Below are 12,561 nucleotides of genomic sequence, written 5' to 3'. Positions count from 1 at the left end.
CCTGTGAGTGACAAGGTATCGTCATGACACTGTTCGAGCGAATATTGCGGCGGTTGGTCACCCGTGGCCAGTTGACCATTTTTACCCCAGATGGCGGGCATTTCACCGTCGGAAAAGCCGATCCGGCCTTTCCCGATCTGGCGTTGCGGTTGCAGGATAAAAGGGTCGCCTTCGACATTGTGCGCGATCCGCGACTGGGCATGGCCGAAGCCTATATCGACGGGCGGGTGACGATCGAAGGTGGCGGCATCATGGAGTTCCTCTCCATGATTCGCGCCAATAATCCATGGGAAAGCGGCCGTTCCATCGACGCGAAGAATGTGCTGGCGCGCGGTCTTGGCACCGTCCGGCAAAAATTGTGGCGCGCCAATCACAAGGCGCGGGCAAAGGCCAATGTCGCCCATCATTATGACCTGTCCGCCGCGCTCTACGCCCTCTTCCTCGACCGCGACCGCCAATATAGCTGCGCCTATTGGCCCGACGCGGACAATGAAGCGGGCATCAGCCTGGATCAGGCGCAGGAGGACAAGAAGGCCCATATCGCTGCCAAGCTGCTGCTCAAGCCGGGGATGCGGGTGCTGGATATCGGCTGCGGCTGGGGCGGCATGGCGCTCTACCTGCACCGCACCTGCGGCGTCGATGTGACGGGCATCACCCTGTCGGAAGAACAACTCAAGATCGCGCGGCAGCGGGCGGCCGACGCGGGGGTCTCAGACCATGTCCGCTTCGAACTGATCGACTATCGCGACATGACCGGCCCGTTCGACCGAATCGTGTCGGTCGGCATGTTCGAACATGTCGGCACGGCCCATTACCGCACCTTCTTCAACACATGCCATGATCTGCTGACACCGGACGGGGTGATGCTGGTCCACACGATCGGCCGCATGGGCGGGCCGGGCACCACCGACGCCTTCACCCAGAAATATATCTTCCCCGGCGGCTACATCCCGGCCCTGTCGGAAATGGTGGCCGGCAGCGAGGGTACGCGGCTGATGGTCACCGATGTGGAGGTTCTGCGCATCCATTATGGCCTGACCATCCGCCAATGGTACAAGCGGGCGATGGCCCACCGGGCGGATATCATCGCGCTGTACGACGAACGATTTTTTCGCCTCTGGACCTTCTATCTGGCGGGCGCGGCGACGGTGTTCGAACATGGCGGCATGGTCAATTACCAGGTTCAATATGCCCGTAACCGGCGCACCCTGCCGATCACCCGCGATTATATGCAGGAAACGGAAGCCGCGCTTCAGGGCCGCTGACTGGCTGAACCGCCGCTAAATGGCGTGTTCGCGGACGGTTCAGTCGGCTTGGGCCATTGTCCCCTCATGGTCCTGCCTCTGGAGCGGCGGGGCAGTGAGGAGAGCAGGATATGAACATCATCTGGAAAGGTGCCGCGGCGCTTGTCCTGACTGTGGCGGGGCTGAGCATGGCAGTCCCGGCGCAGGCACAATATCATGGCGGCTATCGTGATGGCTGGCGCGGCGACCGTGGCCACCACTGGAACAATGGCCGGTGGGACAATCGCCGCCACTGGCGCGGCCATCGGCGCGACTGGCGCGACAATCGCCGCTATTATCGTGGCTATCGCCAGCGCTGCTGGACCGAATGGCGCTACGACTATTATCGCCGCCGCGACGTGCGCGTGCGCATCTGCCGCTAATGGTATGACCAGCCTGCAACCCGCCGCCGACCGGAGGCGGGTTGCAGCATCGCGGGCAAACGGCTAGGCGCGGGCGCAACATTGCAGGAAGCATCTGACCATGAGCGACACGCCCCCCGATCATCTTTCCACCAACCCGCGCAGCCCGCATTTCGACATGGACGTCCTTCAGCGCGGGATCGGCATTCGCTTCAAGGGACGCGAACGCAATGATGTCGAGGAATATTCGATTTCCGAAGGCTGGATTCGCGTCGCCGCCGGCAAGACTCGCGACCGCCACGGCAATCCGCTCACGATCAAGCTGAGCGGGCCGGTCGAAGCCTGGTTCCAGAACCCAGCGGAACCGTCCGAAGAGAAATCCGCCGACGCCGAATGAGCGGCATCGGCGCATTGGCGTCGGTCAGTTCAGTCTCGTTTCCCGTTTTACATCGGCGATGATCGCGCTCAGCGTCCGTTGCGATGGGGTGCTGTCGGCATATTCGACGATGAAGGGGTCGGTCTCCAATTTCGGCGCGGCCTTGCGCGCCGTCGCCTTGGCCTGTGCCATTTTCGGTGCCGCTGGCTGACCGCGCGTATAAGTCGGCGTGCTGCGCGACGGCGTTAGTCCGGCGGGCAGCCGCACATCGTCCCACTGATCGCGATCGACACGGGCAAAGCGGACGCTGCTGCCCAGCGCCGGGTCGGGCGTAAATTCGTGCAGCTTCGCCTTGGCCGGGTAGATGAAGCCGAATGTCGGATTGGTGCGCGCACCCATTTGCGCGGTCGGACTATGCCACACCCGCACCTGGCTCCAGTCGCCCGCGTCCGATACGTCGATCGCCAGCACATCCTCCTCGATCGCGCCCGGCGCTGACCAGTTGGCGTGGCGGATCAGCACGCGCCGGTCGTCCAGCACGCGGCTGACCACGGCGACATGCCCCAATGTCATCGGCCCGACTGGACGGAAGGCCAGCACAGCACCCTTTTTCGGCTCATGCCCGCGCTGATATTGCGCCGCTGCCTGGTCCCACCAGGTCAGCGCGTCGCCGCGAATCTCCACCCCTGACACAATGCGCGCGTAAGGCACGCATTGCAGTGCGCTCGCACCCAACAGGGGTGCCGCGCTCAGACCAGACAGCAGGCACATTGCCGCCCAGCGTAACTGTCGAACCATATGCGATTCCGAAACCTAAAGAATCGCCCCACCGGGATCGATCCTAGATCGGACCCTTTATGAAGAGGTTAAGCCGTTCAGAAAGCCGAACGGGCAGCGCCGGTGACACTGGCGTCGGTGACGGCGTCAGCCATGGCGACCTGCACCGGCTGCTCGATGTCCTTGGGCTGGTCGGCATAGATGAAGCCGTTTGCCGGATTGGAGCGCAGCCCCAGATTGCCGATCGGGCCATACCATACGCGGACATCCGACCAGTCATTGTTGGCGGACACGTCCACGGCGCGGACATCGCGTTCGATACCGCCGCGATAGGACCAGTTGGCATGGGTCAGCAGCACTTCGCGCGGGCTGACCACCTTGCTCACCATCGCGACATGACCGACCGGCATGGCGCGGCTGGAGGCGAAGGACAGGACAGCGCCGACACGCGGTTCATGGCCGCGATCATAACGGCCCTCCGCCTGGTCCCACCAGGTATTGGCATTGCCGTGGAGCTGGATGCCCGACACCTGACGGGCAAACGGAACGCATTGCAGAACACCAGCGGTCGCAGGCGTAACGATCAGGAAAGAGAGCGCAAGCATAGCAGCGGCGATAAGCCGTTGAAAAATAACGATCATGCGAATGCGACCCCGACTTTGATTCAGGCTTTTGCCCCGTTGAGATGCTTTAGGGCAGAGCCAGGGCGCGTTGAAAAGTGCCGGGCGACGAGTCGTTGCGGTGGCGGGTTATATCGCGGAACGAAAAACATGACCCGCCGTTACAGTCAGCCGGGTTGCAGATGATAATTCGTTGAAAAGGCTCGATTCCGTGCCTGTCATCCATACCTGCCCGCCCGTATGTTCCAGCCGGTCGAACAAGGCGGCCCGTCGCGACGGGTCGAGATGCGCGGCCACTTCATCGAGCAACAGCACGGGTGGCTGGCCGCGATGTTCGGCGACCAGCGTGGCATGAGCCAGCAGGATCGACAGCAGCAAAGCCTTTTGCTCACCGGTCGAACACAGGGCGGCTGGCTGGCCCTTGGCGATGTGGAGCACCGACAGGTCGTGCCGGTGTGGCCCGGACAAGGTGCGCCCCGCCGCCGCATCGCGCCGTCTTTCCCGCGCCAGCCGTTCGGCCAGGGGCAGGTCGCTGCCATCCTCCTCGCTTTCTATCGCGATCTTCGGACGGGCAAAGGGTGCGTCGGGCTGCCCCGCCAGGGCCAGGTTCAGCCGCGCGACCAGATCGCTGCGCGCTGCCGCCAGCGCCGCGCCATGCTCGCCCATTTGCGCTTCTAGCGCGGCGAGCCAGGCTGGATCGGCCCGGCGCTGGTCGGCGAGCAGCCGGTTGCGCGCCCGCATCGCTGCATCATAACGCGCGCTGTGGGCGGCATGGGCTGGATGCAGCGCCAGCGTCAATCGGTCCAGAAAACGCCGCCGCCCGCCGGGGCTGTCCAGAAACAGCCGGTCCATCGCCGGGGTCAGCCAGACGATCGACAGATGGTCGGCCAGTGCATTGGCCGATGATGCTACGCCACCGATCCGCACCTGCCGCCGGTCGGGCGTCGCAGCGACCACGCCGGTGCCGAGCACGGCCCCATCCACCTCTGCCGCGATGCCAAATCCGCCCGGCCCGTCCTGCCGCGCCATTGCCCGCAACGCCGCGCCACGCAGCCCGCGTCCGGGCGCCAGCATCGACACCGCCTCCAATATATTGGTCTTTCCCGCGCCATTGTCGCCGGTCAGCAGGATGAAGCCATGATCGGGCACGATCAGCGCGTCCGCATGATTGCGGAAATCGCTCAGGGTCAGGCGGCCGATCATCGTCCGGCTGTAGCCCGGTCCATCGCCATGGGAAAGCGTTTAGCAGCGCTTGCGCGTCACCGCCGCTCCGTCATTGACGATCGTCAGCGTCGCACCGTCCGCCGCCGGTCGCAGCGTCAGCGTGCGGGTCCAGCTTTGTCCTTCGCCAGTGAATGCCGCCTTGACCGCGACTTCGCCTTTCGCGCCGGGCGTTACCGCTTCTACCGTGCCGACGCTTTCATGAAAAACCAGCTGGTCGGGCAGGATGTTCAGTTCCAGATCGGCCGCCCTGTCCCCGCACCGATTGCTCACCCCGGTCCAGCGACCCTGTAGATCGATCGGAATCTTCCCCGATGTCGCCTGGTCGGGCGATGGTGTTGGCGCCGTAACATTGGCTGGCGGCGGCGCTTCCGGCGCAGGCTCGATCGGAGCATTGATATTGGCGACGACGCCGGGTTGCGATGTCTGCTTGTCGGCAGGCTTGTCGCAGGCAGCAAGGGCGATCACCGGCAGCAGGGCAAGGGCAGGGCGCATCATGCAAGAACCGGCGAAACGCCCGGCGGTTCCTGTCTCCTGTCGTGACGGACCTTTGCGGCCATGCTATCCTCCGGCCCGATCATGAAGGAAGGAAAGCATGGCATGCCGGTGCTGGGAATGGGCGGACTATTTTTTCGCGCGCATGATCCGGATGCGCTCAACGCCTGGTATCGCACGCATCTGGGCGTGGGTGCGGGCTGCGTGTCCGATCCCGACGCCCAGCCTGACGAATGGACCTGGCGAACATTGGGCGGACCGATGGTGTTTGCCGCGTTCAAGGCCGACAGCGATTATTTTGCCGCTGACAAGGCGTTCATGATCAATCTGCGCGTGTCCGATCTCGATTCCCTTCTGACCGGCTTGCGGGATGCGGGTATTGCCGTCATCACCAATGCGGAATGGGATCATCCCGATGTCGGGCGTTTTGCCCGCATTCATGATCCCGAAGGCAATGCCATCGAATTGTGGGAGCCGCCCGCGCCCGCCGCCTGACCGTCCGTTTAAGGAGCCTGATGATGAAGCGTCTAACCCTGTTGCTTGCCGCCGCCGCGACCCTGCTGGGATCGAGCGGGGCCATGGCTGCCCTTGCCGTCGGGGCCAAGGCACCCGATTTCACCACGCGCGGTGCGCAGGCGGGCAAGACTTTCACCCTGACCCTGTCGCATCAGTTGAAGCGCGGCCCTGTCGTCCTCTATTTCTTCCCAAAGGCGTTCACGCCGGGCTGTTCGGCCGAAGCGCGCGAATTTGCCGAGAATATCGACAAGTTCAAGGCAGCTGGCGCGACCGTCATCGGCATGTCGGCAGACCCAGTCGATGATCTGGTGGCGTTTTCGACCAAGGAATGTGCGGGCAAGTTCGCGGTTGCTTCGGCCGGGCCGGGGATCGTGTCGGGCTATGACGTCGCGCTCAAGATGCGGCCGGGCATGACCGACCGTACCTCCTATGTCATCGCTCCGTCTGGCCGCATCGCCTTCGTCCATTCGGAAATGAACTATGCCGAACATGTCAAATCCACGCTGGCGGCGGTGCAGGCGATGAAGCAGAAATAGGCGGACCTGCTGACACCCGTTCGCGCGCCTGCCGAAAGACAGTCCTTTCCTTCGCGAAGGGGATAAGGCGTCGACCAGCGCAGGGCGAACGGGTGCCGGACTATCCGGCCAGAAAATCCCCACTCGCAATCCGCTCCAGCCCGGTCACGTCGCGCGTGTAAATATAGGTCCAGGCCTCGATAAGGCCATCGGGGGTCTGCACCGTCACCTTCTCCCGCCGATATTCATGCGGTTCGGGGAAATGCACGGTACATTGCTCATATTCGTCCAGTCGGGCGAGTAGCGCTGCCGTGTCGGGCAGGGCGAACAGATGACCCATCACCTCGCCTGCATCATCGGGCACGAAGCCCGGATAGGTTTCGACCCGATATAGCGAGCCGCGCGCCGTGGCCAAACCGACGGCGGGGGCCATGCTGCGCAGCCAGCGCGCCATCGGCCCGTCGAAGCCGGGGCGCAACGTGCCATAGACGAAAAGCAAGGGGCTGCTCATGCTGCTCCTGTGAAAATTATACCGATAAACGGGAAATTTTCCCAACTGATGGAAATGAACCCAGGCGAACTTGCCGATACAATGCCTGAAAATCGCGAATTTCCGGGGAAAAGTGAAACTGGCACGGCTCCTGCAATCCTGTTTGGCATCAAGGCCGGATCATCCGACCAGCCAAAAATCAGGGAGTTTCTACCATGTCCATCGCCAAGGTCCACAACGCAGCCGTCGCTCTTGTCGGCGCTTTCCTCGTCGCCAGCCTGTTCGTCAGCGCGGCCGTGCCGGTTCTGCCGATCGCCTGATCGACCCGCATTTTTTCAACTGCATTACCAGAAGGCCAGATTCATGAACAACAGCTTCACCCTCGACCGTCGCCACGGCAAGATCATGGGCGTGTGCGCGGGCTTGTCCAACCGCACGGGAATTGACGTCACGCTGATCCGCGTCGCCACTGTGTTGCTGACGCTCTGCGCACTCGGCCCGGTCGGCGTTGTGGCTTATCTGCTCGCTGGCTGGCTTGCTGAAGGCTGAGCCAACGCCAAGTTGGATCACAGTTGTTCCATAATAAAAGAGCCGCCCCGGCAATGGCCCTGGGCGGCTTTTTATCATCCCGATGATTGGGAATATAGAAGAGCGCGGATAGCGCTCAGGCGTAAAGCACCGAATAGAAGGTCAGCATCTGCACGCCAACCGCAACCACCAGCGCAGCGCCCTGAAAAGCCTGTCGCATATTTAACTCCAATATGATCGTTCATTGCCGCCCCATATGGGCGGACCGGGCCTATGCGCCCGTCATGCTTTTGTAACAATCGCAAAGCACGGCATTTCGATTGCAACAAATGCAACAGACTGTGACTATATGGCCGCACTCAGCGCCAGCGCCGCCGCGGGATTGCGCACCTTCGCGCCACTGATGAAGAAGGCAAAGGCATCGCCTGCCGCGGCCTGCGTCCGCAACCGTTCCGCCCAGTCCGTCAGCGCCGCCGCGCTATAGCCCGTGCTTTCGTCCTCCAATGTCTGCATCAGCCGCGTGTAGGAAAAGCCGACATCGGCACCCCGGATCGCCGGATAGGTCTCATGATCCGCCAGCACGATCGCCGCTCCCGCGTCCCGCGCCATTGCCAGAAAGGCCGGATCGTCGAAACTGGCGTGCCGCACTTCCAGCGCGTGGCGCAGCGGCACGCCATCGACGCTGGCGGGCAGCAGCTTCAGGAACGCGCCGAAATCGTCGGGATCGAACGCCTTGGTCGGCATGAACTGCCACAAGATCGGACCCAGCCGGTCGCCCAGTTCGGCGATGCCTTGCCCGACAAACTTCCCGACCGATTCGCCCGCTTCCGCCAGCACCCGCCTGTTGGTGCAATAGCGCGAAGCCTTGACCGCGAACTGGAAGGCGTCCGGGACCGCCTTCGCCCAACCCGCGAAAGTCGCCGGTTTCTGCGTGCTGTAATAGGTCGCATTAATCTCGGTCGCGGTCAGATGTTGCCCGACATAGGCCAGTTCATCCTTCTGCCGCAGCCCGGCGGGATAGAAAGTCCCGCGCCACGGCTCGAACACCCAGCCGCCAATGCCGATCCTGATCCGTCCCGCCATCCCGACCTCCCGCTCAAAATTGCGCTACCTATGTCTATCTCACTGTCGGCCTTTTCAACCCGATCAGCCACGGCTTGACCCGCGCGTCGGTTTCGGCTTCCCGTCGATCCGCCGCGCTCGCAGGATTTTGACGGGCTTTATGATCATCTGCCCCCGCATCGGTCCGGTTCCGCAACAGGTCGGCACCGCCAATATCTTTTTGACCACGTCCATCCCGCCGAGGACATGGCCGAACGCGGCATAGCCGATAGATCCTTCGCGCGCATCCATCGTTGGGGTCGCGCCGATGGTGATGAAGAAATTGCCCATCGCCGAATTGGTCCGATTGGGCCGCGCCATGGACAAGGTGGCGTCCAGGTGGCGAATCCCGGTCTGGCTGGTCGGCTCATGCACCACCGGCGGCAGCGATCGCCGCACGTCCATATCGATCCCGCCCTGGATCAGTCCTTGTTTCGGATCGCTCTTGCGCCGCGCCGCACGATAGAAGGTCACGCCATCGAACCGTCCGTCATCCACATAGGTCAGGAAGTTGGCCGACGTCCGCGGCGCGCGCCTCGTATCGAGCGCCACGGTGATCGTCCCAACCGACGTCTCGATCGCCACCCGGATATAGCCGGGTGTCGCTCGGTTTGTAGGCGCCGCACTAGCAAAGCTGGACGAAAGCAGGACCGACAGAATGGCAAGACAACGGGCAAACAGACGCATCGACAGACAAACACTCGCGGCAGGAGGGGGCAAACCCAAGGCTAAAGCCGCCGCATGGTCAGCGCAATCGCCCACTGCCATATTGGCTGCGGTTGGCGTGATGAAGATGAGGAAAAAATGGTGCCCGGAGACGGATTCGAACCGCCGACACAGCGATTTTCAATCGCTTGCTCTACCAACTGAGCTATCCAGGCACGGCCAACTGCGGATGGCTCCGCCCGATGGAAGCGTGCCTATAGTCGTCAATCTGCGTCGCTGTCTAGCCCATAATCGCTGCTTTTTTGCATCCCTTCGTCTGCCGCTGGCCCCGGCACGCGATAGCCTTCGCCCAGCCATTGCAGCAGGTCGCGGTCGCGGCAGGCGGGGCTGCAAAACGGGCGGGTTTCGGGCTTTACGGGCTGGCGGCAGACCGGGCAGGCGGCGGCTTTAGGCGGCATGGCCCGCTCCCAACGCCAGCGTCGCGTCCGCCGTCAGGGTGATCGCACCGCCGCGCCGCTTGGCCAATTGCTCGATCCAGTCACTCTTGCGATGGAGCAGGTCGATGATCGCCGGCGCCGCGGTCAGTGTCACCGCGCCGCCATTGCCGTGCCGCTCCGCCCGGCGCAGCAGCGCCAGTGCCGCCGTCTCGACCGGATCGGCGCGCAGCAGTTCGATAAGGTTGGCCCGCTCGCGCTTGCGGATGATCTGGAGGAAGCCAAATCCGTTAACCGCCGTGCGCTCGAACGGCAGCGGCAGATATTTGTCGATCTGCGCCGCGGCGATCATCCGCTCATCCTTGTTGTTCATGGTCGGCAGGTCGATGCCGATCGACCCGGAAAGTCCCATGCGGCGAATCGTCTGCGCCGCGATCTTCGCGCCCTTGGGACCAAGCTGCGCAGGTGGCAGCGACCCGTCAACGTCGATCAGCAGCATGGCCGGGGTCACATAGAGGCGCAGCGCGGCGGCTTCCGTGCCGACATCTCCACTGATCGCCTCTTCCATCAATTCGGTCCAGCCGACCGCTTCCAGCCGGTCCTCCTCATGCGCGGGGCAGGGGACGACGGGGACGCCGGTGGCGCGCAGCCGTTGCAGCAGGCTTGGCCCGGCATGCGGCTTGCTGCCTGGTTGGGCGATCCGGCCCTTGGCGCGCTTGGGGCGGCCTTCTTCAGGGATCGCCTCGCGCAATATTTCGACCAGCACCGTCGACCCTTCTGACGTGCGCGGCGGCATTGGTTCGATCAGCACCTCTTCCTGGCTTGTCAGCCGGACAATGCCGCGCTTCTTGGGGATGAGCGTCTGGGTCAGGCGCCCTTGCGCTACCGCGCCTGCGCGCACGCCACCAGTTTCCCGCTCGATCAGCGCCTCGGCCAGGCGACCATTCTCCACCAGCGCGGCACGGGATTCGCCAATGCCTTCTTCATAAAGCCATTCGGCCATGTCTATTCCTAATCGAGAGCATAGCCCGCCGCCTTCAACAGCGTACGGGTTTCGTAAAGCGGCAGGCCCATGATCGCGCTGTGGCTGCCCTGAATTGCGCGGATCAGGCCAGCAGCGCGACCCTGTATGGCATAGCCGCCCGCCTTGCCCCGCCATTCTTCGCTGGCAATATAGCGGTCGATCTCGCTGCGTTCCAGCGACTTGAAGGTAACGATATTGGTCGACAGGCGATGCCGTGCGTGCCCCGTTGTGTCGATCAGCGTGATCGAGCTCAGCACGCGATGTCGCCGCCCGGACAGCAAGGTGAGGCAGGCGCGCGCCTCCTCTGGCGTTTCCGCCTTGGGCAATATGCGCCGACCGGCGGCAACGACCGTGTCGCCTGACAGGATCAACGCGCCCGGATGCCGCGCCGCGACAATCGCTGCCTTGTCCGCGGCAACCCGCGCGGCATAGACGGACGGCAATTCCGCCTTGCGCGGCGTTTCGTCGCAATCGGCGGGGTCTACCTCATCGGGCGCAACGCCGATCTGCCCCAGCAGCGCCAGGCGCCGGGGGGAAGCGGAAGCAAGAATGAGCCGCATCGGGCCTGACACCCGTTGGCTTATTTGAAGCGGTAGGTGATCCGACCCTTGGTCAGGTCGTAGGGCGTGAGTTCGACCAGCACCTCGTCCCCCACGAGGACGCGGATGCGGTTCTTGCGCATTTTACCAGCGGTATGGCCGAGGATCTCATGATCATTCTCAAGCCGGACGCGGAACATGGCGTTGGGGAGAAGCTCCACAACCTGTCCGCGCATTTCAAGCAGTTCTTCTTTGGCCATAATATCCCGAATTCAAAAAATCGCGTCGCCATAGCGCCAATTCATGCAAAATGAAAGGCGGCTTCATGCGCTGAAATGATCGCCTGCTGCGACGAGTGCGGCAAAGATGCGTTCCAGCTGCTGTTCGTCGATACAATAGGGCGGCATCAGATAGATGGTGTTGCCCAATGGCCGCAGCAAGAGGCCATGTTGCAGGAAGAAGGCGCGAAGCCGCGGCGCGAGGTCGGACAGATAGCCAGCATCCGGTGTGACGATGTCGATCGCCGCGATCGTACCCAGCTGGCGCGGATTGGCGAAGGCGGGATGCTGCGCCAAGGAAGCGAGCCGCGTCGTGATGCCATCGGCCAGCGCAGCGAGTCGCCCACGCACATCCTCTTCGCGCCAGATGGCCAGATTCGCCACGGCAGCGGCGCAGGCGATGGCGTTGGCGGTGTAGCTGGACGAATGGTAGAAGAGCCGGGCGCGGTCGGTCGATCTGTGTGCCTCGAAAATGCGGGCTGTCGCCAGTGTCGCGGCGAGCGGGATCGCGCCGCCGGTTATGCCCTTCGCCACCGCCATAATGTCCGGCACTACTCCCGCCTGTTCGCAGGCGAACAGCGTGCCGGTGCGGCCCCAGCCGGTCATGACTTCGTCAGCGATGAACAGCACGTCATGGCGACGACAGATGGCGGCCATGTCGCGCAGCACATGCGGCGGATAGAGCAGCATTCCGCCCGCACCCAGGATCAGCGGCTCGACGATGAAGGCCGCTGGCTTGTCGCGGCAGGCCGCTTCGAGCGCGTCGAGGCTGGCCTGCTCCTTGCCAGGCGCAGGGAAGGGAATGGTGCCGACATCGAACAACAATGGCGTCCAGGCGGCATTATAGACGCCGCGTTCGCCCACCGACATCGTGCCGATCGTGTCGCCATGATAGCCATGTTCCAGCACCAGGATGCGGCTGCGCGCCTGCGCCTGTCCATCGAGCGCCAGATTGTGCCAATAGCCCAGCGCCATCTTGAGCGCGACTTCGACCGCCGTTGAGCCGCTGTCGGAAAAAAAGACGTAAGCCAGCGGGTCGCTATCGGGCGATCGTGGCGCAATCTCTATCAATTCGCGGGCGACTGTTTCGGCCGGTTCATGGGTGTAACCGGCAAAAATCAGCTGATCGAGTTGCCCGGCCTGCTGTGCGATGGCGGCGGCGATGCGCGGATGGCAATGGCCATGGGTCGTTACCCACCAGCTCGAAATCGCGTCGATCAGACTGCTGCCATCGGCCAGATGCAGCAACGCCCCTTCGGCCCGCACGACATGGGGGATCGGCTCGTTCAGGCCATGCTGGGTAAAGGGGTGCCAGACGGGGGAGGTCATATGGCGC

Annotated in this window: 17 protein-coding genes, 1 tRNA gene and 1 pseudogene; 6 read left to right on the top strand and 13 right to left on the bottom strand. The window is 63.2% G+C overall.

Features of this window, described 5'->3' with window-relative positions; translation table 11 throughout:
* Positions 1-23 precede the first annotated feature (23 nt).
* The 3 genes from IWY39_RS08865 (at position 24) to IWY39_RS08855 (ending at position 2,042) form a co-directional block, all read left to right on the top strand.
* Positions 24-1,265 carry an SAM-dependent methyltransferase gene (locus IWY39_RS08865; RefSeq protein ID WP_107124302.1) on the top strand — a complete coding sequence of 414 codons (1,242 nt, stop codon included), beginning with the start codon at positions 24-26 and terminating at the stop codon, positions 1,263-1,265.
* 110 nt (positions 1,266-1,375) lie between these two features.
* Complete coding sequence (locus IWY39_RS08860; RefSeq protein WP_107124303.1) at positions 1,376-1,666, top strand: hypothetical protein; 291 nt, start codon at positions 1,376-1,378, stop codon at positions 1,664-1,666.
* Positions 1,667-1,766: 100 nt separating this feature from the next.
* Positions 1,767-2,042 (top strand): DUF3297 family protein, encoded by a 276-nt coding sequence (locus IWY39_RS08855; RefSeq protein ID WP_017181134.1) that lies wholly within the window; start codon positions 1,767-1,769, stop codon positions 2,040-2,042.
* A 24-nt stretch (positions 2,043-2,066) separates the two neighbouring features.
* Here IWY39_RS08855 and IWY39_RS08850 read toward each other — a convergent pair whose 3' ends face one another.
* The 4 genes from IWY39_RS08850 to IWY39_RS08835 form a co-directional block, all read right to left on the bottom strand.
* Positions 2,067-2,819 (bottom strand): CHAP domain-containing protein, encoded by a 753-nt coding sequence (locus tag IWY39_RS08850; RefSeq protein ID WP_181316688.1) that lies wholly within the window; start codon positions 2,817-2,819, stop codon positions 2,067-2,069.
* Between the two features lie 77 nt (positions 2,820-2,896).
* Positions 2,897-3,439: a CHAP domain-containing protein gene (locus IWY39_RS08845; protein ID WP_181316690.1), complete on the bottom strand. Its 543-nt coding sequence runs from the start codon at positions 3,437-3,439 to the stop codon at positions 2,897-2,899.
* A gap of 108 nt (positions 3,440-3,547) precedes the next feature.
* Positions 3,548-4,621 carry a DNA replication/repair protein RecF gene (recF, locus tag IWY39_RS08840; protein WP_107124305.1) on the bottom strand — a complete coding sequence of 358 codons (1,074 nt, stop codon included), beginning with the start codon at positions 4,619-4,621 and terminating at the stop codon, positions 3,548-3,550.
* A 39-nt stretch (positions 4,622-4,660) separates the two neighbouring features.
* Positions 4,661-5,137 carry a hypothetical protein gene (locus IWY39_RS08835; protein ID WP_107124306.1) on the bottom strand — a complete coding sequence of 159 codons (477 nt, stop codon included), beginning with the start codon at positions 5,135-5,137 and terminating at the stop codon, positions 4,661-4,663.
* Positions 5,138-5,239: 102 nt separating this feature from the next.
* On the opposite strand from IWY39_RS08835, the gene IWY39_RS08830 reads away from it, so the two are divergent.
* Positions 5,240-5,629: a VOC family protein gene (locus IWY39_RS08830; RefSeq protein WP_026002055.1), complete on the top strand. Its 390-nt coding sequence runs from the start codon at positions 5,240-5,242 to the stop codon at positions 5,627-5,629.
* Positions 5,630-5,652: 23 nt separating this feature from the next.
* Positions 5,653-6,186, top strand: coding sequence for a peroxiredoxin (locus IWY39_RS08825; RefSeq protein WP_017181128.1), 534 nt, complete (start codon positions 5,653-5,655; stop codon positions 6,184-6,186).
* A gap of 100 nt (positions 6,187-6,286) precedes the next feature.
* Here the strand turns inward: IWY39_RS08825 and IWY39_RS08820 are convergent, their stop codons facing one another.
* Positions 6,287-6,676, bottom strand: a complete 390-nt coding sequence (locus IWY39_RS08820) for a gamma-glutamylcyclotransferase family protein (RefSeq protein WP_107124307.1) — start codon at positions 6,674-6,676, stop codon at positions 6,287-6,289.
* Positions 6,677-7,018: 342 nt separating this feature from the next.
* Between IWY39_RS08820 and IWY39_RS08815 the strand changes: the two genes are divergently transcribed.
* Positions 7,019-7,204, top strand: coding sequence for a PspC domain-containing protein (locus IWY39_RS08815; RefSeq protein ID WP_017181125.1), 186 nt, complete (start codon positions 7,019-7,021; stop codon positions 7,202-7,204).
* A 324-nt stretch (positions 7,205-7,528) separates the two neighbouring features.
* Here the strand turns inward: IWY39_RS08815 and IWY39_RS08810 are convergent, their stop codons facing one another.
* From IWY39_RS08810 to IWY39_RS08775, 8 genes and pseudogenes are all read right to left on the bottom strand, one after another.
* Complete coding sequence (locus tag IWY39_RS08810; RefSeq protein ID WP_107124308.1) at positions 7,529-8,266, bottom strand: DUF72 domain-containing protein; 738 nt, start codon at positions 8,264-8,266, stop codon at positions 7,529-7,531.
* A gap of 34 nt (positions 8,267-8,300) precedes the next feature.
* Positions 8,301-8,971 (bottom strand): annotated as a pseudogene (locus IWY39_RS08805) (peptidylprolyl isomerase).
* Between the two features lie 118 nt (positions 8,972-9,089).
* Positions 9,090-9,165, bottom strand: a tRNA-Phe gene (locus IWY39_RS08800).
* A gap of 48 nt (positions 9,166-9,213) precedes the next feature.
* Positions 9,214-9,408: a DNA gyrase inhibitor YacG gene (locus tag IWY39_RS08795; RefSeq protein WP_017181122.1), complete on the bottom strand. Its 195-nt coding sequence runs from the start codon at positions 9,406-9,408 to the stop codon at positions 9,214-9,216.
* A complete protein-coding gene (locus IWY39_RS08790) occupies positions 9,398-10,387 on the bottom strand; it encodes a ribonuclease (RefSeq protein ID WP_107124309.1) in 990 nt (329 codons plus the stop codon). The genes IWY39_RS08795 and IWY39_RS08790 overlap by 11 nt, the downstream gene beginning before the upstream one ends.
* An 8-nt stretch (positions 10,388-10,395) precedes the next feature.
* Positions 10,396-10,968: a Maf family protein gene (locus IWY39_RS08785; RefSeq protein ID WP_107124310.1), complete on the bottom strand. Its 573-nt coding sequence runs from the start codon at positions 10,966-10,968 to the stop codon at positions 10,396-10,398.
* 20 nt (positions 10,969-10,988) lie between these two features.
* Positions 10,989-11,207 (bottom strand): translation initiation factor IF-1, encoded by a 219-nt coding sequence (infA, locus tag IWY39_RS08780; RefSeq protein WP_003049127.1) that lies wholly within the window; start codon positions 11,205-11,207, stop codon positions 10,989-10,991.
* Positions 11,208-11,270: 63 nt separating this feature from the next.
* Complete coding sequence (locus IWY39_RS08775; RefSeq protein WP_107124311.1) at positions 11,271-12,554, bottom strand: adenosylmethionine--8-amino-7-oxononanoate transaminase; 1,284 nt, start codon at positions 12,552-12,554, stop codon at positions 11,271-11,273.
* Positions 12,555-12,561 lie beyond the last annotated feature (7 nt).

Source organism: Sphingobium sp. JAI105, from assembly GCF_015752145.1.
Taxonomy (GTDB): domain Bacteria; phylum Pseudomonadota; class Alphaproteobacteria; order Sphingomonadales; family Sphingomonadaceae; genus Sphingobium; species Sphingobium xenophagum.
The sequence above is the reverse complement of the archived record's forward strand: the minus strand, read 5'-3'. Positions and strand labels throughout refer to the sequence as shown.